The following is a 22,813-nucleotide window of genomic DNA, read 5'->3' as shown; positions in this document are numbered from 1 at the left end:
GCTATCGGGCTCTTTTTGCTACACCAGACTTTTCAATCGGTAGATCCACTCCAGCGCCTGGCGAGGCGTTAGCGAATCCGGGTCGAGGTTTTCCAGCGCATCAACGGCGGGTGACGTTTCTTCCGGTACTGACAGCAGCGACATCTGCGTGCCGTCGACCTGGGTTGCGGCAACATTTGGCGCGATGCTTTCCAGTTCGCGCAGTTTTTGCCGTGCGCGTTTGATCACCTCTTTCGGTACGCCAGCCAGGGCAGCGACTGCCAGACCATAGCTCTTGCTCGCCGCGCCATCCTGCACGCTGTGCATGAAGGCGATGGTATCGCCGTGCTCTAACGCATCCAGATGCACATTAGCGACGCCCTCCATCTTCTCCGGTAACTGCGTCAGTTCGAAGTAATGGGTCGCAAATAAAGTTAATGCTTTGATTTTATTTGCCAGATTTTCTGCGCATGCCCATGCCAGCGACAGGCCGTCGTAGGTGGAGGTGCCGCGTCCAATCTCATCCATCAGCACCAGACTGTTCTCGGTGGCGTTATGCAGAATGTTGGCGGTTTCGGTCATTTCTACCATGAAGGTGGAACGACCTGATGCCAGATCATCCGCCGCGCCCACGCGGGTAAAGATACGATCGATAGGCCCGATCTCGACTTTCTGCGCCGGAACGTAGCTACCGATATAGGCCAGTAGCGCAATCAACGCAGTCTGGCGCATATAGGTACTTTTACCCCCCATGTTTGGGCCGGTGATGATCAGCATCCGTCGCTGAGGCGAGAGGTTAAGCGGGTTGGCGATAAACGGCTCGGTCAGCACCTGTTCAACCACCGGATGACGTCCCTCGGTAATACGAATGCCGGGTTTATCGGTGAAGATCGGACAGGTGTAATTCAGGGTATAAGCACGCTCCGCGAGGTTGACCAGCACGTCCAACTCCGCCAGCGCGCTGGCGCTTTGTTGCAAATCAGCCAGGTGTGGCAGCAGCATGTCGAACAGTTCGTCATACAGCTGTTTTTCCAGCGCCAGCGCTTTGCCTTTTGAGGTCAGAACTTTGTCTTCGTACTCTTTCAGTTCCGGAATAATGTAGCGTTCGGCGTTTTTCAATGTCTGGCGACGTACGTAGTTAATTGGCGCCAGATGACTTTGCCCACGGCTGATCTGAATGTAGTAGCCGTGCACGGCGTTAAATCCTACTTTCAGCGTGTCCAGACCGGTGCGTTCGCGTTCGCGGATTTCCAGTCTGTCGAGGTAGTCCGTGGCGCCATCAGCCAGCGCTCGCCACTCATCAAGCTCTTCATTGTAGCCTGGGGCAATGACGCCGCCGTCACGGACGAGCACCGGCGGAGCTTCCACGACGGCACGTTCCAACAGTTCACGCAGCTCAGTAAACTCACCCATTTTCTCGCGCAGCATCTGCACGGGGGCACTGTCTACGTTTTCCAGTTGTGCGCGCAGTTCGGGTAATTGCTGGAAGGCATGACGCATACGGGCCAGATCGCGCGGGCGCGCAGTACGCAGGGCCAGACGCGCCAGAATACGTTCCAGATCGCCTACCTGACGCAGCACGGGTTGTAATTCGCTGGTGGTATCCTGCAGCGCGCCGATGGTCTGTTGGCGCTCGATGAGGATTTTGGTGTCGCGGACCGGCATATGCAGCCAGCGCTTGAGCATACGGCTACCCATCGGTGTCACGGTGCAGTCGAGTACTGAAGCCAGCGTGTTTTCCACCCCGCCCGCCAGGTTCTGGGTGATTTCCAGATTGCGGCGTGTGGCGGCGTCCATGATGATGCTGTCCTGCTGACGCTCCATGGTGATGGAGCGAATATGCGGAAGCGAAGTGCGTTGGGTATCTTTTACGTATTGCAGCAGACAGCCGGCAGCGCATAACCCGCGTGGGGCGTTTTCCACGCCAAAGCCAATCAGATCCCGCGTGCCGAACTGCAGATTTAACTGCTGACGGGCGGTATCAATTTCAAATTCCCACAGCGGACGACGACGCAGGCCGCGACGTCCCTCTATCAGCGAGGTTTCGGCAAAATCCTCGGCATACAGCAATTCAGCGGGGTTGGTGCGCTGCAATTCCGCGGCCATGGTTTCGCGGTCAGCGGGTTCACTGACACGAAAACGCCCGGAGCTGATATCCAGCGTAGCGTAGCCGTACCCTTTACTGTCTTGCCAGATGGCGGCCAGCAGGTTGTCCTGGCGTTCCTGCAACAACGCTTCATCACTGATGGTGCCTGGTGTGACAATACGTACCACTTTGCGCTCAACCGGGCCTTTGCTGGTTGCCGGATCGCCTATCTGTTCACAAATAGCAACAGACTCACCCTGATTGACCAGCTTGGCGAGGTAGTTTTCTACCGCATGATGAGGAATGCCTGCCATCGGGATTGGCTCGCCCGCAGATGCGCCGCGTTTGGTCAGGGAGATATCAAGCAGCTGAGACGCGCGTTTCGCATCGTCATAAAACAGTTCGTAAAAGTCGCCCATGCGGTAAAACAGCAGTATTTCCGGGTGCTGAGCCTTCAGCTTGAGATACTGCTGCATCATGGGGGTATGGGAGTCTAAGTTTTCTATTGTACTCATTGGTTTATGATGTCCATTTTCTTAATTTTTAATGAGTTAGTGATTTTTTGGTTATCATTAAGTTTCACGTTGTCTCATCGAATATCATGAAATCCTACATTTAAAGGTGGGTTAACGTGTGCCTTGCCAACCTATACCTGGGTAAAATATGGGCATATACAGAGTAACCTACCTTGATGTTCATGACTGCATAAGGTGCATGATAACGGAGTCTTTATGGCAGGAAAACAAGAGGGAAAGCTACTTTCGTTTAAAGCGGGAGAAATGATGAAGCCTGGCGACAAAGATAAGTCCATAAATGACTCTGAGGTGTCTGTTAAATCCGTAGTGATTCAACCTGTACGACAACCGGGGTGATATCTCAGTCCGGAGGCCATTAGACAGGCCTCGTCGTGAGGATCGAATCTGCTTACAGATGTAGGGTCGATCCATTATTCTGGAATACACCGGTATCAGGACGATGTTTCATGCAATTTATCTGCTGGAGTTCCTCAATGGTATATTCGCGGTACAAGAAATACTGGATTTGGGTACCGTATCTGAGGTTCATTTTCTGAGCCAAGGCTGATACCCGCTGATACACTGCTTTCGTTGAGCAGTGCAGAAGTTGGGATGTGGCAGTAATATTTATTTGTCGGCGTAACGCACAGGCTACGGAAATCTCGGTATGGGTAAGGTTACGTAGCTCCCGCAAAGAATCAATTATGGTGAGTATATGATAGACAGTATATCTTCGGCCTTCATTAATATACCGGATAAACTCCGTTACAGAGGCGGTTCTGGAGATACCCTCCAGTGATGAAAGCACCTTTGATAACATTCCACGGCCTTTTACAAAAATGATAGAATAGCCGTCGGTCAGTTCATTGCAAACACGATGTTTAATATCATGCAAGCTGAAGAAAGATTCAATATCAATAATACATAAGTTCTCTTCGCGCAGGCTATCTATTGGCATCAGCCCTCCCGCAGACCGGGTAAAAAAAATATCATCAGAGAATACGACAAACGACATTGGGAAAAACCTTAACTCTTTGTTTTTAAGAAAAATGAGTCCGGTGCTTTCCTCAAAGGGATACACTGGACAATAAATGATTTACGGATTTTTTGAGATGAAACTAAGAAATTACAAGAAGATCCTCATTCAGACGCTATTTTTTGTCTGACATCATTAGCGTTATCTCTTTTTTATTTAGCATGGAAATAATCCCCTGATCCTTCAGGCTATCCAGGGCACGCGACAAGGTGGATATCGAAATGCCCAGAACCTGGGCCAGTTCTTTCTTACTGATCGGTAACTCAAGGTTGAGATGCTCAAAGCCATACTCTTTATAAGTGCGAGACAACAGTTGCAGGAAATATTGAACCTTCTGCAAGGTATCACTTTTGGTCAATACTGAAATAAATTGCTGTTTTTCCTGCGCCGAACGTGACAGGATCCTGACAATAAAATCTGTAAATCCTGGCATCAGCTGGCTCATTTCGTAGAAATGATCGCTTCTCAGTACGCAAACTTCTATTTCCGTTGCGGCTTGAATATCCTGCTGACTGTAACCGATGTGCAGCTCCTCCACGCCCATCACCTGTCCTGGCAAAACGATCCCCATCAGCTGCCCGCGCGTATCGTAAACCTTAGCGGCCCCGCTACGTAGGGCATATAGCGCGTCTATTTTCTCTCCCCGACGATAAATATATTCACCTCTGGCAATCTTCTTTTTTGTCTCCAGATTGCGGATAAACAATGGATCTTTCTGCCTGAACAGATAGGCAGAGCACAGTTCTGCAAAACCGCACTCTTCACAATTGACACAATTATTTCTTTTCATAGTGAATGTATAACACTATCCCTGTTATTGAATCACACAGTTCATTAAGGGTGATAAGGTATTTGCAATCGTAATATAGTTATTGTCTTTTTTGTCTAAGGAGATAACGTATTCGCCTTCCATCCCAAATATTTTTGTTGTCAGCAGGGTAATGTCTTCCGGCACATTATCGTGAGCCATGATATCTTTTGTCGTCGTATTCATACGATACTGGTTGCCACTGACGTTATGATAGGTAAATGTTATATAACGCGACAATCGATATTGACGCCCCTGATAGTCAATGTTGCCGGAAAGATTAAATACGCCCGTTTCGTTCTTGTTAAATTCAAACGTGATATTTCCTTTGAATAAGAGAGCGTGATCTGAAGCGTCAACATAGGTGATATTCGCAAAGCAGCGTTTGTCAAAATAAACACCCGATCGCAGGCTTAGTTGCCATGTTAACAGACAAATCAACGCGACCACTGCCAGCACTAAGGTTGTCATCAGCTTCATTTTAATTTCCAGTTAAAAGCATAATAGTTCTCACAATAGACAATTTTTGCTGTTGCCTTATCTGTTGGACAATAAGAGTAGAAAAACCGACCATGACTACCGTAAAGAACACTGGGTTGAAAATAAACCATAATCTGCGCGGGTTTCTGGGCGCACTTTAGCTCAAGTTCAGGCTGTAGCTGACGGATAATATTCATGACCTGAGGGTCAACTTCCTCCGATAAATCTTCATAGGCAGTAAATTTGCAGTTCCCGATTTCACCAATACGGTATTCGGCTGCAAAACGCGGTGAACCCTGTTTCTGGCTGAGTATCCAAAGGTTGGCCAGCAGCAAAAACGCGATAGCCGCAATCAGCCAGAGGTTTTTTTTATCCTTCGTTGCCGCCTTACGCAGGGATACCGGAAGAGGTGTGGTACTCACCATTTCTTCATCATTCTGCAGTTCAACGGCGATTTCCGGTGAGAAGTAAAAGCCCACCTTGGGTACGGCTACAATAATTTCCTCAATGAATATTAAGGATGTTAATGTTTTTCTGAGGATACTAATGTACTGGCTCAGCGATGAACTGGAACCCGGATGGCCCGCTTCCTCCCAGACTTTATCCAGAAGATAATCACGTTCAAGTACCCGGCCTGGCGACGCAATCAGTAACGAAAGAATACGGTTAGCGGTATTTGTTAGCCTTTTACTTTGCTCGTTTCCGGGTTCCTTGACCACAAGTTCCCCGCTCTCGCTATCGTAAATGACTCTATTGGCTATCAAATATTTCATTCGCGTTTTCTTTCGGTAAATTTATACAATATGCATTCTGCGCGGCTGCGATTTCGGGTTATGCCTGGCTTAGTACATCGCAACCAAAGGTCTGAGCACTGCAATATTATGGCTTAGCAGATCGACAATGTCCCGATCCAGACGAAAATTTGACGCCTCTTCCTCGAGAATAATCAATGCTTTTTCGCTGGACATCCCCTGACGATAGGGGCGGTTCTCGGTCATCGCGGTGAAAACATCAGCCACAGCAATAATACGCGAAGGGATATCCAGCGCAGCCGCACCCAGACGAAAAGGGTAGCCGCTGCCGTCGAGGCGTTCATGATGTCTTGCCGCCCAGTGTACGATTTCACCCAGCTCTTCAATAGGGTGTAGCATCTCCAGCGTCTTATAGCTATGGCGCTTCATTTGCGCATACTCGTCCGGCTCCAGCTTTCCCTGCTTCTCGAGGATTTCCAGTGGAATACCCAGCTTGCCAATATCGTGCAGGTACCCCGCGATGCGGATTTTATCCTGGGTGTAGCGATCGCAGCCGTACAGCTCCGCAAGCTTCGCCGCCACGTGAGCCACGCTGGTACTGTGAGTCTGCGTAAAGCTGCTGTATTTATCGACGATATTCGAAATCAGCAGGCAGACCTCCAGAAAATCATGGTGATCCAGCACCACATCATTGAGCGGGCTGATAACACGCAGCACCTGTTGTAATGAGGGCGAACTCAGGCGAAACCAGAAGCCATCCTCATGGCTGGCATCCTGTAGCGCCTCGACCAGGCACGATGGCCATAGTGGGCTACTGGCCAGAAAACCGGAAACAATATTATGCCGTTGGGCCACATAGTCACCTTCAATCCCGCGCAGCCACAGCTCAAACTCATCGGCCAGATGCACCAGATGCCAGGTATTCAGCATTGTATTCTGCGTGTAACCCAAGGCATCCGCGTGGCGCGTTTCAAGAATTGCGGTCACTGGCTGTAAAAAACGTACGCCGGACATCATTGAGGCGCCAAGCCGTCCATGCTCTTCAATAAAGGCTTTACCATGGGCGCCACTGAAGGGATGCACTTTGCTCAGCGCCCCGATATTGTGCAACATACCCGCAAGCCAGGCGTTATTGATGGCTGCACTGTCAAAACCGGCTCGATTCCCGAGATACCAGCAAATGAGACCCGTGCGTTGCAAATGATGCACCAGTTCAGGAGAAAGCGGGTGCATAATGCTGTGCAGAAGATCAAGCACGGTTTGAACAGATATTTTCATAAAATCCTTTAAGAGAATTAAATTAAAAACTTACTGTAGCCCGTCTGGGCCACAGTAAAATAGGGGGGTTAATCGTAGCCAAACATTATCTGCGCAGTCGCCACCACGCTACCGGTTGATAATGCTGATGCGTTATAAACTTTGTAATAAGCATGAAGATAAATGTATTGCGTATTGCTTATATCATCATCTTTAGCGATATCTAATATTTGTGAGGCATGTTCCATATTATTGCTACTGGATATTTGCACCTCATCATAGTCACCCATAAACATCCGGCTACGAATGGCAATACCTACCCCTCCCGCCGTGGTTTCATCGTTGACCATTATCTGGTAGCTGGTATCCGAACTGACTAAATCATTGCTGGATAACCAGGCCTTAACATTGCGGGTAGACGTTTTAATTCCGGCCAGGTTGCCACACTTCAGCGGGATCGTGAAATCGGCACCAGCTGCCTTTCCATTTTTTTTCAGGACGCTAAACGGAGCGGGGGGTAATTTCACGCTCATGTCCCGCGTCATATTGCAGGTTGTTTCTTTTGGCTCAAACTGAATCGTCAGCTTCTCATAAGCAATAAAATAATCGGTATTCCAGCTTTTGCGTGCGGTTTCAGACATCATATTGGACCAGGCGCGATAAGCATATGTTTTGCTGGAAAGGAACGGTGAGCTGGAGCCGCTTCCGGTACCGCTCATCACCGCAGGTATGACCGACAGTGCGCCGCTGGTTGTGGTTTTGGTATAGCTTTCCATGCCCACAGGCGGAGCCGACATTAATTCCGCTCGCAGCGTATATTGTGTCTGATATGACAGAGAGTGAATGCCCACGATACCGCTGACAGTCACTTTGGTATCGCCACTAATGGTGGACGTTAATTTTATCCAGTAGCTACTTTCACCATCCACACTGTTGAAATTCAAATAAACAGGAGAACCGTTGAAACCGGTAAAATAATATAAGTGGTCTTGCGCCAGACCACCGATCCCAATATTCCCGTAAGTACAGGTCATACTACCCGACCAACTGGTGGTATAGGAATATTCAACGACGTTTGAATTCACGAAAGCCGATGAAAGATTTAGCGACTTATCCGATTCTGCGACGCTGGTAAAAAGTATACCGGAATTACGGCAGGTATCGCCTGTTACACCGCGAGACTGAGCCTGCGACTGTGCTTGTGCAGATAATATTGGGATTGCGGTCAGTATTATGGCCGTAACCATAAAATAAAATAATTTTTTCATGATTGATTCTGTTAGCTGAGTAAACTGAGTTAGCGACAAATATTTTCAGCATGCTCTGCAGGCTGGGAAATAGTGCAGAATTTTTTAGTCTTACCTTTGCTGATATTCACCTTCAGGCTGGCGGGAAGCGTCTCTGACTTAATAAAAATCTGACTCCCCTGTGCGACATAGCCGACTTCTTCATTCCCGGCACCGCTGACAACCGCGCCAAACGGCAACTGACCCCCTTCAGCGGTTTGCACATCAAAAGTGAAGAGTCTGCGCGTGTCAGTTTTGTACTTCAGCCAGCTGATACTGCCTTCGTACGGCGCCACATTGAGTAAATTACCTTCAAGGTCGACGTCGCTTTTTTGGGTTCCATCCTGCTCCAGATGGAAATTATTCTGTCGGTACGGTGTCGCGCTGGTGATGAGGGCGATACCTTTGCTGTTGGTGTGTGCGGAGGTATCGCCGTTAACGACCGCGTTCACCACTCCTGGCGCTTCAATAATGACAAAATTACGTCCGTTATGAGGAGACGCCAGCAGCCCACCCTTCCATGCCAGCAGATTGCCGCTGGCACCCAGGCTTAGCTGGCGATATTCACGGGCCAGCGTCGCGCCGCTGTTCATGCTGGTATAGTCATTTTTCCAGCTGGTGTAGAGATCGGCTGCTCGCGAATCGTTGTCACTGTCGTGGCTCAGCATCAGGCTGTAGTCAACATCATGCATATTCCCGCTCATGCTGACGTCAGAAGAGGAATATTTGCCGTTCTGCACGCTGGCATGAGAAGACAGGCTGCCGCCGCTGCCGAATATCGACATCGGTATCGTGACAGAAAAATAGAGGTTGTTTTCCGTCTTACCGCGTGAACGCAACGCGCTCACCAGGTCGCCTTCATAATTGGTTTCATAGTCGTAATAGGACTGCGTAACCTCCGAGCGGCGCAGCGAAACCGAGTAGTTGACGCCGTGACTGGCATTGCTCCAGGTCAGGTTGTACTGACGGCTACTTTTCTGACCGCGCCAGTAATCGCGCCAGTAGGCTGAAAGCGACAGTCTTCCAAATTGTTCCCCCAGCGGCTGATTAATATTGGCGCTAAAGGCTTGTTTGCTGTTGATCGTTGAGGTGCCCGTTCCGCCATAATCCTTAATATTGGATTTGGTCAGGATATAATCGCTAAAAGAAGCGTAATCCTGAGTACGGTAATAATACGAAGCCAGCGAAATATTGGTGCGGGTCGGGAAGTATTTACTCCAGGACAGCGCGTATTTTTCTCCGTGGCGACGGCTATCGCCAGGCAGACGATACTGCGACTCCTCCACGGAAGCCGAGAGTGACCCAGCGTAGGGGACGGAAACCGCTCCTCCCAGAAGCAGAGACTGATAATCCTGGCTCCAGATCCCGCCCGCTGACGCGGTGAGGTAGTTATTCACCCCGCGTGAATAGCTCACCTGGGCAAAATGGCTGCTATCGTCGACGTTGCGCATGTCCACCGCCCCGACGTTAATCTGATAGTCGCTGCTGCCGGGGCGCTGCATATCCGGGATCGAGGAGAATGGCACAATGAAGCGCTCAATGTTGCCGCCGGTGTTTTTTACCTCGACGGATAAATCGCTGCGTGAGCCGGTAGGCATCAGATCGCGGATGGCAAAGGGGCCTGGTGGGACATTGATCTGGTGGATGATATGACCATCCTGGGAGATACTGACCACCGCTGAACTGGTTGCAACACCTTCGATCACTGGCATATAAACGTTTTCGCTGTCCGGTAACATCTGACGACTTTTATTCAGTGTCACCCCACGAAAACGGACCGTGTCAAAATAATCAGACGTCGTATAGCTTCGACCAATGCGCAGTACCGAATCGATTGCCGCAATTGGTTTTTCAACAAAACGCGTGGTATTTATCCAGCTACCTTTGTTCATTGCGCTGTAGCGCATCCACGATGAGCTATCGAGAAAATGCCAGCCATACATGTTTAGTCCGCTGTTCAGCGATAAATACAGATTATCGCTGTCACTATAGCCATTCTGCAGGCCGTGAAAATTGTAATAGTTGAAATTGTAATTGGTATACAGGCCATTAATTCCCTGATCCCATTTTTGCGGTGACACCCAGTTACGGCTATATTCTTTTACGAAAGCCTGAGGTACTTCTAAATCCAGACGCAGTGTGCCGGGTATCAGGGCGCTTTTCCCTCCGTGTAGCAGGGTATTAACATCGAGCTTTTCAGCGGTGCTTTTATTTACAATATCATCCAGCCCCTGAATATCCAGTAGAGATGCGTCGTCTTTATTAATAAGCAGAGTACCTTTATCGTCATTAGCGACGGAAATATTAAATTTCCCGCGCCAGACGTTATTCACATAAACATCCAAATCATAAGCCCCCGGCGTCATAACCAGCCGAGAATTACTCCAGTCCATATCTGCTGAATTACCTACCAGCAGGCTGCTATTAAAATCCTCCGCCAACGCGCCGTATGAAAATATCGCGAGGCTGACAGAGTGAACTAGCAAACTTATACGAAACAGAGAACTGTTTTTCATCAGAATTGAACCTGGAGTCATTTATCTGGGATATCAGTGGATAGTGCTGAATCTCTTTGCGCCATAATCATCAAGCCAGGTAAGGCGATATTGCCCACCGGACTGAATTTTGCTGGATACCAGCGCGCAGCCAAACGGCGGTATAAACGCAGTCTCAGCCAGTAAATTATCTTTTCGGCTTTGCTTTAGCTCGCCCCCCTGCCAGGTCACGACCTGAGGGATGGTCATGTAATATGGCGAATTATTCTTCAGGCAAGTGTGACCGCCAGAAGTCGAAACGGTAATTTTCTCCGCCACGCTGCTGTCGAGATCGCTCAGTTGATCCGGACGATAGAACAGTTTTATACGATTGCGAATGGCCACTTGTAGGTAGCTATCTCCACTCCCTTCAGGGACGGGAGGGACATCCAGAACGTTAAGCCAGAACACACTTTCGCGGTCTTTTGGCAGCGAATGGGTGTTCATCGCCGAGATTTTCAGAGCCTGTCCGGCGTGTCCGCTCATTTTTACGACCGGAGGCAGCAGAGAAAACGGCACTTTGACTTTCTCCGGCGCGGCGGAAGCATCGCCCTCGTCAATCCAGGACTGCACCAGATGGGTTTGTTCGCTGTCGTTTACCAGTTGCACCGACACAAATTTGGCGCTGGCCGGATAAATAACACGCGTTTCGTTGATCACAACGCTTGCGCTGGCATTCATGGAAATGAACGTAGCCGCAAGAAAAAATATCAGAGTTTTCATAATGTCGTAGAGGAGAGCCGGGGAGACCCCGGCTGAATGAGTTAGTCGTAGCTGAAGGAATAAGTTGCGTCAGTAACTACTTTACCGGTTGTTACGGCCGCGCCACCGTAGTTGTAGTAGTTGGCATACATGGTCAGTGTGACGCCATCTTCGGTGGCAGCGTCAGCGGAACTCAGACCAGTATCGAAAGCGGTATCAAACGGTACGGCAGTGTTACCGTCTTTGGTTAGCGCAATACCCACACCCTCGGCGCCATTGTCGCTGTAGTTTTTCAGGTATTTAGCGTCATCCGACAGGTTGCTGCTGCTGAAAGTGATTTTAAGCGTTTTAGCTTCGTCCGATGCCGCAGAGCAGTTTTTCAGATTCATGGTGAAGTCTTTGGCGTTGGTTTTAACAACACCGGCGGTGGTGCCCATATCACCCACAGCAATAGGGGAAAGGTTTACCGTGAAGTCTGAACCGTTATTGGTCACCACGTTACAGGTGGTATCGGACACTGAACCGTTAAAGGTAATAGTGCCACCCGCTACGCCGGTTGATTCAGCTGCAAATGCAGAGCCGGAAACCATCAATGCCACTACGATGAATGTTTTGTTAAACATTTGTGTATATCCCATTTTCATAATCAAATTTACTTTTGTCAGTAGCGTGAAACTTTTTCCCTGCTCCCTGGTTCGCGCTACATCATCCCTGGCATCTGAACAGATGTTGATGATTCATTTCACCTTCTCTGGAGTGGCGCATTAGGTTGCAGAACAACATTTCGCGTCACGCTGTAAGGTTGGAATATAAGACCATTGTTTGAATATTCGGTAAATGTAAATATCGATTAAATTGTTTTTTTAAGATTAAAACGCTATTTTTAATGTTGTTTATAAATTTATATCATGAGCGAGGGGGTGAAGAGGCTAGCGTTAAGAAAGTAATTACTGGTTAGATGATGGACAAAAGCTGCAAATGACGTTTTTGCAGAACAGCGGAATAGGCGAATGAATAAATTAATTAACTAATTGTTATCAAAAGCTTAATAAAATAAACGTGTTAGATACAATTACTGTGTCGGCCCTGGGCTAAAGTGGACTCCCGGGCAGGGCAATCAATCGGGTTATGAACATGCTCAATACCTGTCTGACCGGATGATTGTGCCGCATTGCAGAATATCAGCTTGGCACACCGTCAAATTTCACCGCTAACTCTGCGCCTGAAAAGTCGCCCGAGCTATAAAATCATCGTTGCATCAATATACAACTGTCGGTGACATTTATTACTGGCGGTCAGAGAGGGAAGGGATTTTTGGAAAACCAGAAAGTTATAACGCTGGACGAGCAGGGTAACAATGTTCGCATAATCAGCGAGTTATGGTAGTGTAGGTTAGAATAGGGTTTTTATATTATGAGAGAAAATAATCTTTATGAATCAGCATTAACACACCAAGGCATCTTGGGCGTGTAGTTCGTGATGCCCGTATCAAGTGACTCTTTCAAATCGTTTTTGCTCTTTTTTAATCTTCGCTTATTGATTATTCATTTTCCGGCAACGCATAATTCTGGCAGTACAGATAGGGGATCCCCTCTTTGGTAATCAAATACGTCTCTCTATTCAGCGCAAAAAAATCGACATTGGATACGCTGGTGTTGGTCAGGAAGAAGTCGGGGAGGAGTTCCTGAATGAGACTGGCGGGTGCTGTTTCGCGATTGGAGATTTGGATTTTCTGCGAAATCCAAACCGGGCTTGAGCCGTAGCTGGATTGTGTAAAAAGTACCATGCGTTGCACGGTCTGCTCATTATTTTCGGCATCTTTGATAATGCCATCAATATTCACAATACCTTTGCTGCCGCCGGTTTTGATATCAATGATCCCTCGGAATGAGCTTGTATTGCGTACAATCTCGATGGCAGACCGACAGGTCAGATTATGTAACTGACCATTGTTTTTACTGTACCGGTAGACGGCGGTAACAATTAGCGCAGCAAAACAAAGCAACAGGATAATACCTGTCTGGATGCGGGGCGTTCGGGAATAAAAATTCATTAGCTATCATACCGTGGGTAATAAACCGACTGACAGGCGTTTTCCTGCCTGTTTTTCATCGGTGAGCGACATACAAGCACGGATAATTTTTTGGATTCAGGGTAGGTGGTGATATAGATAAATTTATGGCTCTGACACAGCCCAGGATTTTTGTTGATAAATGCCGTATGTCGGGAGAAGTTACTGGCATCATTATTAAAATAGTACTGACAGTCAGTGGGGGCGTTGTCTGCGGTGATATAGCCGGAGAAATAGTTATCACTGGTTTGCCACGGATACATCATAAGCACACAAATTATCAGGGTAATAGCAAGTATTACCATTTCAGCAGTGGTGATCAAAGGTTGGCGCGCTGTGTCATCTGACAGTTCTTCGATGGCGACATCCGGCACTAAGGGTTCTGCTGTAAAAGATACGCTCTCCTCCGGAGTTTCAATCACCTGAATATTGAACTCTTCCTGGATGATCAGCCCTTTGCGGGGGATCGTGGTGATAAGCGGTTGCTCCAGTTCCAGCTGCAGCAAACTTTTGCGCAAAGAGAGAATGCTTTGATAAAAGGCGTTGAAGCTCACCTGGCGGTGATTTTTACCCCAGCCGAATTCCAGTAGTTCGTTTTGGGAAACCACTTGCCCACGATGTTGAATAAGTAATAAAAGACATAATGACGCCGAGTGTTTGAGTTTTATCCGCTGATTGGGTTGATCTATCCGCGCCAGCGATTGTGTAGCTGGCGTAAATATTATTATTTTTTCAATCAGATAACTGACATTGCCAGTCTCAGACATGATGTTTCTACTCTTGCTGGTGCGCCAGGCGGTTGGCGAGTCATGATACCACTTAGCCCATAAAGACCACCAGTATGGACCCGACCCTGCAGCGAGAACCGCGAAGTGTTTCAATTTCGTATCATAATATAACAACAATGATAACTTTTTAATGAAAATAAACTATATATAAATCAATGTATTGTATCTTTTTGGCTACATTGCAAAGAACAGAAAGATGAAATAACAACGACAAAGATGATTGCCATTAATTCTTTATGGACAGCGTCATATACTGCCTGGCGCCACCACGCGAAAACAGCATGAGTCTGAACGCGTCAACGGCACCAGGGAATGCCGGTGGTAGATGTAGATGGGAATAAATGTCAGCTTGTTGGTGAGCTGACATTTATTTTTCGTGTTGAGTAAAATTCCACCCTCGTTTTGACAAAGCCATAATTTGCGGTAGAGAGTCCCATGTTTCAGAAAGATATTGAAAATGCTGTAGTGCTTGTTGGTGATGAAATGAAAAAGTCAGATAATGCCTGGCTGTCCTTACGCAAAAAACGCCAGCGTATTGATCTGAAGAGTGATGGAAATATCTTGTTTCTGGAGAAAGGGGCCGTCTCTGTTCATCGTGTGGAAAATGATTTGGTGATGGTAAGTATATCTGCACCGGCCATCCTCGGCTTGCCACAAATGCGTACGGAAGTTGCCGGACACTATTTACGTTGTGATACCGATTGTGAAATGTGGGCGATGAGTGCACCCAATGCCGAACTTTTGTTCACTGCGAAGAATCTTTGGAAACATGCATTTGATATTTTAACGCTACATCTGCAACGCTATTTTCAGCGAGAAAAATTGCAATCGCATCGCACTATCCGTGAATTGATTATTGAACACCTGAAGTATATTTGGTCGATGGAGCCTGAGATGCGTGAAAACACATCTGTGTATACATTCATTCTCGCTCGAAATCATATCTCACGCAGTGCTATCCACAAAGTATTGCAGGAGTTAGTGAGTGACGGAAAAATAATTATGAAGCGAGGGAAACTCTCTTTTTTTGTATGTTAAAGTTAACATTAAAAGCATCTGACGTGTTTTTTTTGCACTCAGCTGGAATGATAATGAAAAAACTGGGTTTGTGATTTTTGTTGATTATCAGTATGTTGGTTTTTGTCTTTTTCTTCACCGCTGATGCCAGCTACGCGGAATGTCCATTTTTATCTATAAATTAGTATTTATTTATTAATTTGATATGAATATGATGTTCCCTCCAATAATAACAAAAGTCATATCGCCAATGACCAACGGCAGGCCGGAAAACCTTGAGGCACAGCATAGCCGACTGTTTGGCAACCCTACTACCGATACAACGGATGTTCGCGCTGCACTGCAAAACGCGTTGGATCACAATACCTTTGTCCTGCTGGCCCAGCCTATCGTCAGTACTCGTGGTGATGAATCCTATCATGAGATATTGATCCGCATGCTCAATGAGCACGGGGAGTTTATTTCCCCTGACCATTTTCTGTCGGTTGCACGCGACACAGGGTTAGCACCCGATATCGATCTTTGGGTTATTGAGAACACCCTGAAGTACATGCGCTACCATCCGCTGAGTTGTTTTTCCATTAACCTTGCGCCAGTGACGCTATGTCGTTCAGGTATCGTTGCAAAGATAACTGCGTTGTTGCAGGAATATGTGGTGATACCGCAACGGATTATTTTTGAGATAACCGAGGCTGATACCCTGTCAGATAAAGAACACGCGGCAGATACACTACGCTTACTACGTCAATTGGGATGCCGGATCGCGATTGATGACTTCGGTGCCGGGTTTGCAAGCTATGAACGCCTGATGAACATTGAAGCAGATATTTTGAAGATTGATGGGTCTTTCGTTCGTGGGATTATAAAATGTGAGGTTAGTCGCTATATCATCGAATCTTTCTGCCGGGTTGCGGCAATGAAAGGTATGCAGGTTGTCGCCGAGTTTGTTGAAAGTGCCGAAATCCAGATGCACCTGGAACACATGAATGTCGGGTGGTTACAGGGATACCACATTGGCAAGCCACAACCGTTGTTCACGTTAGAGTAATCTATAATCCGTTTATTTAAACGTATCATCACGATGCTGTAATCTGCCGATAATATAACCTCCTGGCGGAGGCTATATTAATATCAAGAACATTAGCTGACCAATAATTTACGGATCCTGTAGCTGAAGCTGATTCTCTAAACGCCGATCGCGCAGGGTTGCATAAATAAAGGTAATCACAAACAGCAGGGAAAATAGTACGACGATGGTGGGAGCCGGCGCGCTGTCGATGAAAAATGACAGGTACACGCCCATAAATGAGGTAATGACCGACATCGCCACCGCCAGCCATAAGGCGTGGGAAAATTTGCGCGTCATTAAAATCGCGATGGCGCCAGGTGCAATCAGTAATGAAATTGACAAAATAATCCCTACCGATTTTAGCGTGGCGACAATCGTCAGGGCGATCATGCACAACAGGCCGTAATGCAGCAGTGCGGTGTTAAGCCCACTGGCCTTTGCCTGATGTGGGTCGAACGCATGCAGTAGCAAATCTTTCCATTTAAGTCCGATGATAAGCGCGATCCCCAGAGTAATAACCGCGGTTTGCATGATATCGCTTAACGATACGCCCAGCATGTCGCCGAACAGAATATGATCGAGATGGACTTCTGACTGGATAGAGACGTACAGCACCAGACCCGCACCAAACATCCCGGAGAAAACAATACCCATGATGGTGTCGCGCTTGATGCGGCTGTTATCGTCGAGGTATCCGGTCGCCACCGCGCAGAACAGACCGGCGATAAACGCGCCAATTGCCAGCGGGATGCCCGCAATCCACGCCAGGACAATCCCTGGGAAAACCGCATGACTCATGGCATCGCCCATCAACGCCCAGCCTTTGAGTACTAAAAATACCGACAGCAGCGCGCAGGGCACAGCGACGATGGTAGAGATGACCAGCGCATTAACCATAAAGCTAAACTGAAAAGGTTCCAGCAGCGTTGTTAAGATCATACTTGCTCCTTGTTCACCAGACGGGCGCGGCGGCGATTCGCCAGCAGACCGTGTTTTGGTGCGAAGACAAATGCCAGCAGGAACAGCAGCGTTTGCAGAACGACGATAATTCCGCCGGTTGCCCCGTCCAGCCAGTAGCTTAGCCAGGCGCCGAAAAAGCTGGTCAGGCTGCCGAGTGCCACGGCGATGGTGAGCAGGCGAGGAAAACGATCGGTCAGCAGCCAGGCCGTCGCACCGGGCGTAACCACCAGGCAAATCACCAGAAAGGCGCCGACGGTTTGCAGTGCGGCGATCGTGGAAACGGAGAGCAGCGTAAAAAACAACAGCTTCAGCCGACCCGGGTTCAGACCGATAGACCGCGCGTGGTTTTCATCAAAAAAGACCACCATCAGATCTTTCCACTTCAAAAACAGAATGGTCAGCGAAACCACGCCGATGATCGCCAGTTGCAGAATATCTTCCGGCGCAATCGCCAGGATGTTACCCAGAATAATGGTCTGGATGTTCACCGACATCGGATTAAGCGACACCATAAACAGCCCGATACCGAAAAAGGACGAAAAAATCAGCCCGATAATGGCATCTTCCTTCAGGCGTGAACGCTGATTGAGAAACAGCATGCTGCCCGCCGCCAGTCCACCGGAAAGAAATGCGCCCAGCGCAAAGGGAAGCCCTAACATATAGGCTCCGGCCACGCCTGGAACGATCGAGTGCGACAGCGCATCGCCAATCAGCGACCACCCTTTGAGCATCAGATAGCAGGAGAGAAATGCGCACAGGCCGCCGACCATCGCCGAAACCCACATGGCGTTGAGCATGTACTGGTAGCCAAACGGCTCCGTCAGCCAGTTCATGATTACTCCCCCTCGCTTGCCGCGCGTCGCGAAATAAACGGACGTTCATCATCGGTAATCACGTGTTGTTCACCGCCGCTCAGCGCGACGTGACGCAGAACGCCGCTGAATGCCAGTTCGAGATTCTCGTGGGTAAAGGTGGTTTCGGTTGGTCCACTTGCCAGCACCGTGCCCTTAATCATCACCGTGTAATCGCAAAATTCGGTGACGGATCCCAGATTATGGGTAGAGACCAGCATAGTCCGGCCTTCATCACGCAGTTCACGCAGTAGATCGATGATCCGGGCCTCGGTTTTCACATCCACGCCGGTGAAGGGTTCATCCAGTAAAATAACCTGCCCGTCCTGTGCGATGGCTCTTGCCAGAAAAACGCGTTTTTTCTGCCCGCCGGACAGTTCACCTATCTGGCGATGGCGATAGTCCAGCATATCTACCCGCGCCAGCGCCGCATCCACGCAGTCGTGGTCGATTTGTTTTGGTCGACGCAGCCACCCCATATGGCCAAAGCGGCCCATCATCACTACATCTTCCACCAGTACCGGAAACGACCAGTCCACCTCTTCTGACTGGGGGACATAGGCGATAAGATTCTGTTTGAGCGCCTTATTAACCGGTTGTTGCAGAATAGATATTTCCCCTTTCGCCAACCGGACAAAACCCATCAGCGCTTTAAAAAGCGTTGATTTTCCCGAACCGTTTACGCCGACCAGAGCGGCAATTGAGCCGCCCGGAACCTGAAAAGTGGCATCCCGCAGCGCGGTGTGGCCGTTGCGATACGTCACCGTAACCTGATTCACGGTAATCGCAGATTGACTCATTTTTGGCTCCTTAACCCGTCGTTGATGCCGCTGAGGATGGTTTCTGTCGTCACGCGTAGTAAATCCAGATAGGTCGGTACCGGACCATCGGCAGCGCTGAGCGAATCGACATACAGCACGCCGCCGTAATACGCGCCAGACTCGCGGGCGACCTGACGCGCAGGTTTGTCGGACACGGTGCTTTCGCTAAATACGGTAGGGATTTGATGTTTTCTGATCGCATCGATCACTTTGCGTACCTGCTTGGGCGTGCCTTGCTGATCGGCATTGATCGGCCACAGATACAGCTCTTTCAGGCCGTTATCACGCGCGAGGTAAGAGAATGCGCCTTCGCTGGTGACCAGCCAGCGTTTATCAGCAGGGAGCTTCGCCAGTTCTGCATGCAGTGGCGCCAGAGTCTGCTGGATTTTCGCTTTATAATTCTCCGCATTTTTCTGGTAGGTTGCGGCATGGTCGGGATCGTATTTCATCAGCGCATCGCGAATGTTATCCACGTAGATAAGCGCGTTCTCTGCTGACATCCAGGCATGCGGATTCGGTTTGCCGTTGTATGGCCCTTCGCTGATACCCATTGGCTGCACGCCATTTGAGACCATGACCTCCGGTACGCCGGACAAATTTTGGTAGAAGCGGGCAAACCATAGTTCGAGATTAAGGCCGTTGGAGAGAATAAGCTGTGCGCCTTGCGCCCGTTTAATATCCCCCGGTGTGGGTTGATATTCGTGAATTTCTGCCCCGGGTTTGGTGATGGAACTGACGTCCGCCGCGTCACCTGCCACGTTGCTTGCCATATCGGCAATCACCGTAAAGGTGGTTATCACTTTGAACTTTTCTTTCGCCCAGGCAGGTGACAGCGTAAGCGCCGTTAACACGCTGGCAAGGAGAAAGGACTTTAGATGGGGCAGATGCGGCATAGTATCCCTCACAACAAAGTGGTTAATTTATCATCGAATATAGCCTTTGCTATGTTATATAGCACATGGCATAAACAAATGAAAATAATTCTTATTTGCGTAGGATGCTAAGGAATGTATCACCGCCAGGTAATAGTCCTGCGCTTAGTTAAGGTGTATTATTTATGCAACTTAATTATGGAGGCATCATGTCCGGCAAACGTATTGCACGTGAGAAAATGACGATCCAGAGAATGATCTCGCTGTATGAGAGCCAGTGTCCGCAGGCTTCAGATGAACCGGGGCATTACGATGCGTTGTTTGCCTATGCGCAAAAGCGCCTGGATAAATGCGTATTTGGTGAGGAAAAACCGGCCTGCAAACAGTGTCCGGTGCACTGTTACCAGCCCGCTAAACGCGAAGAGATGAAGCAAATTATGCGTTGGGCTGGACCCAGAATGCTCTGGCGTCATCCGATTCTGACCGTGCGTCATCTGATTGATGACAAACGTCCGGTGCCGGAGTTACCCGAGAAATACCAGCGGAAGAAGTGATTTAGCTATTCTATGCCGGGTGGCGGCTGCGCCTTATCCGGCCGACAAAGACAAACGCACCAGTGGCGTAGGCCCGATAAGCGTAACGCTATCGGGCAATAATCCGTTAAACCAGTGCGTCCTTATCAATGCCCAGGCGCTTCATGCGCGAGAGTAACGTTGTGCGTTTCAACCCCAGTCTTTGTGCCGCGCCTTTAGGACCGGCGACAACGCCATTGGTTTCTTTCAGAACGCGCATTATCAGCTGGTATTCATCTTCGCCATCCTGCGCGACTTCGGTCGCCACCGGCGGCGTAGACGGCGCCATAGCGATTACATCCGGCAGGGACAGTTGCAGCACGTTGCCCCGGGTGAGCAGAACCGCGCGTTCTACGACGTTTTCCAGTTCGCGCACGTTACCCGGCCATTCCATGCTGCTCAGCGTACGCAGGGCTTCGGCGGGAATGCTGTCGATATTGCGCCCCATCCGGCGGGCAATTTTGAAGGTGAAGGCTTTCACCAGCAGCGGAATATCTTCCGGGCGCTCGCGCAGCGGCGGCAGATGGATCGGGAAGACGTTCAGTCGATAGTAGAGATCGTTACGAAACTCGCGATCGGCGACCATCTTTTTCAGATCGCGGTTAGTGGCAGCGATCAAGCGAACGTCGGTCTGGATCAGTTTATTGCTGCCCAGACGTTCAAACTCCTGCTCCTGCAGAACGCGCAGCAGCTTGGGCTGAAGCTCCAGAGGCATGTCGCCAACTTCATCGAGAAATAACGAACTTTTGTCCGCCAGTTCAAAGCGTCCAATCCGCTGCGTGCTGGCCCCGGTAAATGCGCCACGCTCATGGCCAAACAGATCGCTTTCCAGCAATCCGGCAGGCATTGCCGCGCAGTTCATTTTCACCATCCGACGGGCGTTACGTCCGCTCAGGTTGTGAATTGCTCGTGCAATCAGCTCCTTACCCGTCCCGGTTTCACCAAGAATCAGGACAGTGCTGTCGCTTTGCGCCACCATTTCGACCTGTTTGAGTACGCTGTACATCGCTTCGCTGCGGCCAATGATTTCTCCGAACTCACTTTCCACGTTGTTGAGTTGTTCAGTCAGCGCCAGGTTTTCATCGACCAGCCGCTCCTTCAGGCGGTGGATCTCCTGGTAGGCGAGGGCGTTATCCACGGCGATCGCCACGCGTTCTGCGATTTGGCGCAGCAGTTTGAGATTGGCGGTGGTGAATACTTTCTCTTCGCATTGCGCCAGCTTAAGTACGCCGAGCATATTATTGCCGGACATCAGCGGCAGCAGGCACAGAGTCTGTAGCTGGTTGCCCCAGGTTTCGAACAACATTCTTTCGTAAGGGGCCAGGGTATCGCGTTCGCTCAGGTTAATCAGCAGCATCTCTTTACTTTTGAAGACCCGTTCAGAGAGCGTGCCGGCTTCGTCCACTTCACTTTGTTCGTGTGCCGGATGATGTTCATCCAGATAGTGAGTGGAATAAATGCTGAGCTTGTTTTTGCGATCGCTGCGTAACACGATGCTGATGGCATCAATGTCGAAGTAGTGATGGATCTCTTTGGCGACTTCGCTGACCAGCTCATCAATATCCAGGCGGGAGAGCACAGCATTGGTGATGGCGACCAGGATGCGAAAGTTATCACGCTCACGGCACAGGAGATCGTAATCGACATTGTTGCTGACCCGGCTTTGAATTTGTTCAGCAACGACGCCGACTATTTGGGTGAAGGTCTGCAGCCGGTTGTACTCTTTTTCACTCCACGGTTGGTCTTCGTTACGGATAAATTCGCAACCGCCAAAGATTCGCCCATCTGCTGCCAGCGGTAGCAGGCAGTAGTGACCAAATTTAGAATACAGCCCGCCAGAGGCCAGCTGTGGCCAGGTTTCGTTAAACTCGTGATAGTTGCAGTGCAGCGCATCGGGGCGAGACAAAATACGGCGTACCGGGCCATGCGCCAGCACCGTTTCGTCTTCATAATCGATGGGGTTACCATTTTCACGCGTCGCAAAATAACGCGCACGCTGCGTTTGTGCCTGCCATAAGACAATAGCCGCGCAGTCGGCCAGCGCTGAACGCTTGACCAGTTGCGAAAGCGCCTCGCTGAGAGACGGCAGGTCGGGCTGCTGTAATAATGTACGAGTAATATCGAACAGGCCTTGCTGTCCGAGGTCACTCATCGGTGTATACGACATATTGCTTTTCCAGGAAAAGCACCGCAGAACGGTGCGAAAACGGTAAATGAATTATAGGTATAAGTCGTAAATTATTGCCGGACTGGTCCCGCTACACGAACCGTAGACCCGATCGGCAAAACGCCATCAGGTGATAATGCAGCGTTAAGGCCGGATGTCGACGCAAATGCGTCTTACCCGGCCTACAGCT

Annotated in this window: 20 protein-coding genes; 3 read left to right on the top strand and 17 right to left on the bottom strand. The window is 49.2% G+C overall.

Annotated elements, in window-relative coordinates; translation table 11 throughout:
- Positions 1-18: 18 nt before the first annotated feature.
- The 12 genes from mutS to OGV65_RS11400 all read right to left on the bottom strand — a co-directional run bounded on the left by mutS (position 19) and on the right by OGV65_RS11400 (position 14,387).
- Positions 19-2,580, bottom strand: coding sequence for a DNA mismatch repair protein MutS (mutS, locus tag OGV65_RS11455; protein ID WP_047414286.1), 2,562 nt, complete (start codon positions 2,578-2,580; stop codon positions 19-21).
- 409 nt (positions 2,581-2,989) lie between these two features.
- Entirely contained in the window at positions 2,990-3,595 is a 606-nt protein-coding gene (locus tag OGV65_RS11450) for a hypothetical protein (RefSeq protein WP_103766740.1), read from the bottom strand.
- Positions 3,596-3,731: 136 nt separating this feature from the next.
- Positions 3,732-4,406, bottom strand: coding sequence for a Crp/Fnr family transcriptional regulator (locus OGV65_RS11445; RefSeq protein WP_103766741.1), 675 nt, complete (start codon positions 4,404-4,406; stop codon positions 3,732-3,734).
- Between the two features lie 24 nt (positions 4,407-4,430).
- Complete coding sequence (locus tag OGV65_RS11440; RefSeq protein WP_047414279.1) at positions 4,431-4,904, bottom strand: FidL-like protein; 474 nt, start codon at positions 4,902-4,904, stop codon at positions 4,431-4,433.
- Positions 4,901-5,677, bottom strand: coding sequence for a winged helix-turn-helix domain-containing protein (locus tag OGV65_RS11435; RefSeq protein WP_103766742.1), 777 nt, complete (start codon positions 5,675-5,677; stop codon positions 4,901-4,903). The genes OGV65_RS11440 and OGV65_RS11435 overlap by 4 nt, the downstream gene beginning before the upstream one ends.
- A 69-nt stretch (positions 5,678-5,746) precedes the next feature.
- A complete protein-coding gene (locus tag OGV65_RS11430; RefSeq protein ID WP_047414275.1) occupies positions 5,747-6,934 on the bottom strand; it encodes an HD-GYP domain-containing protein in 1,188 nt (395 codons plus the stop codon).
- Positions 6,935-7,002: 68 nt separating this feature from the next.
- Complete coding sequence (locus tag OGV65_RS11425) at positions 7,003-8,181, bottom strand: fimbrial protein (RefSeq protein WP_047499423.1); 1,179 nt, start codon at positions 8,179-8,181, stop codon at positions 7,003-7,005.
- Between the two features lie 29 nt (positions 8,182-8,210).
- Positions 8,211-10,715, bottom strand: a complete 2,505-nt coding sequence (locus OGV65_RS11420) for a fimbria/pilus outer membrane usher protein (protein WP_286454965.1) — start codon at positions 10,713-10,715, stop codon at positions 8,211-8,213.
- A gap of 33 nt (positions 10,716-10,748) precedes the next feature.
- Positions 10,749-11,414 (bottom strand): fimbrial biogenesis chaperone, encoded by a 666-nt coding sequence (locus OGV65_RS11415; protein WP_223952813.1) that lies wholly within the window; start codon positions 11,412-11,414, stop codon positions 10,749-10,751.
- Between the two features lie 83 nt (positions 11,415-11,497).
- Complete coding sequence (locus OGV65_RS11410; protein ID WP_131346667.1) at positions 11,498-12,058, bottom strand: fimbrial protein; 561 nt, start codon at positions 12,056-12,058, stop codon at positions 11,498-11,500.
- 917 nt (positions 12,059-12,975) lie between these two features.
- The gene (locus tag OGV65_RS11405; protein ID WP_016154204.1) at positions 12,976-13,488 is read right to left on the bottom strand and encodes a YqeJ family protein; all 513 of its coding nucleotides are present in this window, start codon (positions 13,486-13,488) and stop codon (positions 12,976-12,978) included.
- On the bottom strand, positions 13,488-14,387 hold the full coding sequence (locus OGV65_RS11400; protein WP_286454964.1) for a winged helix-turn-helix domain-containing protein: 900 nt from the start codon (positions 14,385-14,387) through the stop codon (positions 13,488-13,490). The genes OGV65_RS11405 and OGV65_RS11400 overlap by 1 nt, the downstream gene beginning before the upstream one ends.
- Before the next feature lie 342 nt (positions 14,388-14,729).
- On the opposite strand from OGV65_RS11400, the gene OGV65_RS11395 reads away from it, so the two are divergent.
- Positions 14,730-15,332, top strand: a complete 603-nt coding sequence (locus tag OGV65_RS11395; RefSeq protein ID WP_016154202.1) for a helix-turn-helix domain-containing protein — start codon at positions 14,730-14,732, stop codon at positions 15,330-15,332.
- Positions 15,333-15,561: 229 nt separating this feature from the next.
- Positions 15,562-16,359 (top strand): EAL domain-containing protein, encoded by a 798-nt coding sequence (locus tag OGV65_RS11390; RefSeq protein ID WP_286454963.1) that lies wholly within the window; start codon positions 15,562-15,564, stop codon positions 16,357-16,359.
- 108 nt (positions 16,360-16,467) lie between these two features.
- Here the strand turns inward: OGV65_RS11390 and sitD are convergent, their stop codons facing one another.
- The 4 genes from sitD to OGV65_RS11370 are packed head-to-tail and all read right to left on the bottom strand — an operon-like array spanning position 16,468 to position 19,905.
- Positions 16,468-17,319 carry an iron/manganese ABC transporter permease subunit SitD gene (gene sitD / locus OGV65_RS11385; RefSeq protein ID WP_016154200.1) on the bottom strand — a complete coding sequence of 284 codons (852 nt, stop codon included), beginning with the start codon at positions 17,317-17,319 and terminating at the stop codon, positions 16,468-16,470.
- The gene (gene sitC, locus OGV65_RS11380; protein WP_016154199.1) at positions 17,316-18,173 is read right to left on the bottom strand and encodes an iron/manganese ABC transporter permease subunit SitC; all 858 of its coding nucleotides are present in this window, start codon (positions 18,171-18,173) and stop codon (positions 17,316-17,318) included. The genes sitD and sitC overlap by 4 nt, the downstream gene beginning before the upstream one ends.
- Positions 18,174-18,175: 2 nt before the next feature.
- Positions 18,176-18,991, bottom strand: coding sequence for an iron/manganese ABC transporter ATP-binding protein SitB (sitB, locus tag OGV65_RS11375; RefSeq protein ID WP_019077551.1), 816 nt, complete (start codon positions 18,989-18,991; stop codon positions 18,176-18,178).
- Complete coding sequence (locus OGV65_RS11370; RefSeq protein WP_200051908.1) at positions 18,988-19,905, bottom strand: metal ABC transporter substrate-binding protein; 918 nt, start codon at positions 19,903-19,905, stop codon at positions 18,988-18,990. Before OGV65_RS11370 ends, sitB begins: the two co-directional genes overlap by 4 nt.
- Before the next feature lie 188 nt (positions 19,906-20,093).
- Between OGV65_RS11370 and OGV65_RS11365 the strand changes: the two genes are divergently transcribed.
- The gene (locus tag OGV65_RS11365) at positions 20,094-20,438 is read left to right on the top strand and encodes a nitrous oxide-stimulated promoter family protein (RefSeq protein WP_003825888.1); all 345 of its coding nucleotides are present in this window, start codon (positions 20,094-20,096) and stop codon (positions 20,436-20,438) included.
- Positions 20,439-20,544: 106 nt separating this feature from the next.
- Here OGV65_RS11365 and flhA read toward each other — a convergent pair whose 3' ends face one another.
- The gene (flhA, locus tag OGV65_RS11360) at positions 20,545-22,623 is read right to left on the bottom strand and encodes a formate hydrogenlyase transcriptional activator FlhA (protein WP_046274830.1); all 2,079 of its coding nucleotides are present in this window, start codon (positions 22,621-22,623) and stop codon (positions 20,545-20,547) included.
- Positions 22,624-22,813: the final 190 nt, after the last annotated feature.

The organism is Citrobacter sp. Cb004, from assembly GCF_030337065.1.
In the GTDB taxonomy this organism is placed as follows: domain Bacteria; phylum Pseudomonadota; class Gammaproteobacteria; order Enterobacterales; family Enterobacteriaceae; genus Citrobacter; species Citrobacter braakii.
This window is presented reverse-complemented; position numbering and strand designations above follow the sequence as displayed.

Excerpts from the sequence above, each read along its gene's own strand:
- OGV65_RS11420 (WP_286454965.1), bottom strand. The coding sequence starts at position 10,715 with ATGAAAAACAGTTCTCTGTTTCGTATAAGTTTGCTAGTTCACTCTGTC.
- OGV65_RS11370 (WP_200051908.1), bottom strand. The coding sequence starts at position 19,905 with ATGCCGCATCTGCCCCATCTAAAGTCCTTTCTCCTTGCCAGCGTGTTA.
- OGV65_RS11405 (WP_016154204.1), bottom strand. The coding sequence starts at position 13,488 with ATGAATTTTTATTCCCGAACGCCCCGCATCCAGACAGGTATTATCCTG.
- OGV65_RS11415 (WP_223952813.1), bottom strand. The coding sequence starts at position 11,414 with ATGAATGCCAGCGCAAGCGTTGTGATCAACGAAACGCGTGTTATTTAT.
- OGV65_RS11445 (WP_103766741.1), bottom strand. The coding sequence starts at position 4,406 with ATGAAAAGAAATAATTGTGTCAATTGTGAAGAGTGCGGTTTTGCAGAA.
- OGV65_RS11395 (WP_016154202.1), top strand. The coding sequence starts at position 14,730 with ATGTTTCAGAAAGATATTGAAAATGCTGTAGTGCTTGTTGGTGATGAA.
- OGV65_RS11410 (WP_131346667.1), bottom strand. The coding sequence starts at position 12,058 with ATGTTTAACAAAACATTCATCGTAGTGGCATTGATGGTTTCCGGCTCT.
- flhA (WP_046274830.1), bottom strand. The coding sequence starts at position 22,623 with ATGTCGTATACACCGATGAGTGACCTCGGACAGCAAGGCCTGTTCGAT.
- sitC (WP_016154199.1), bottom strand. The coding sequence starts at position 18,173 with ATGAACTGGCTGACGGAGCCGTTTGGCTACCAGTACATGCTCAACGCC.
- OGV65_RS11390 (WP_286454963.1), top strand. The coding sequence starts at position 15,562 with ATGACCAACGGCAGGCCGGAAAACCTTGAGGCACAGCATAGCCGACTG.
- mutS (WP_047414286.1), bottom strand. The coding sequence starts at position 2,580 with ATGAGTACAATAGAAAACTTAGACTCCCATACCCCCATGATGCAGCAG.
- OGV65_RS11440 (WP_047414279.1), bottom strand. The coding sequence starts at position 4,904 with ATGAAGCTGATGACAACCTTAGTGCTGGCAGTGGTCGCGTTGATTTGT.
- OGV65_RS11430 (WP_047414275.1), bottom strand. The coding sequence starts at position 6,934 with ATGAAAATATCTGTTCAAACCGTGCTTGATCTTCTGCACAGCATTATG.
- sitD (WP_016154200.1), bottom strand. The coding sequence starts at position 17,319 with ATGATCTTAACAACGCTGCTGGAACCTTTTCAGTTTAGCTTTATGGTT.
- sitB (WP_019077551.1), bottom strand. The coding sequence starts at position 18,991 with ATGAGTCAATCTGCGATTACCGTGAATCAGGTTACGGTGACGTATCGC.
- OGV65_RS11365 (WP_003825888.1), top strand. The coding sequence starts at position 20,094 with ATGTCCGGCAAACGTATTGCACGTGAGAAAATGACGATCCAGAGAATG.
- OGV65_RS11435 (WP_103766742.1), bottom strand. The coding sequence starts at position 5,677 with ATGAAATATTTGATAGCCAATAGAGTCATTTACGATAGCGAGAGCGGG.
- OGV65_RS11450 (WP_103766740.1), bottom strand. The coding sequence starts at position 3,595 with ATGTCGTTTGTCGTATTCTCTGATGATATTTTTTTTACCCGGTCTGCG.
- OGV65_RS11425 (WP_047499423.1), bottom strand. The coding sequence starts at position 8,181 with ATGAAAAAATTATTTTATTTTATGGTTACGGCCATAATACTGACCGCA.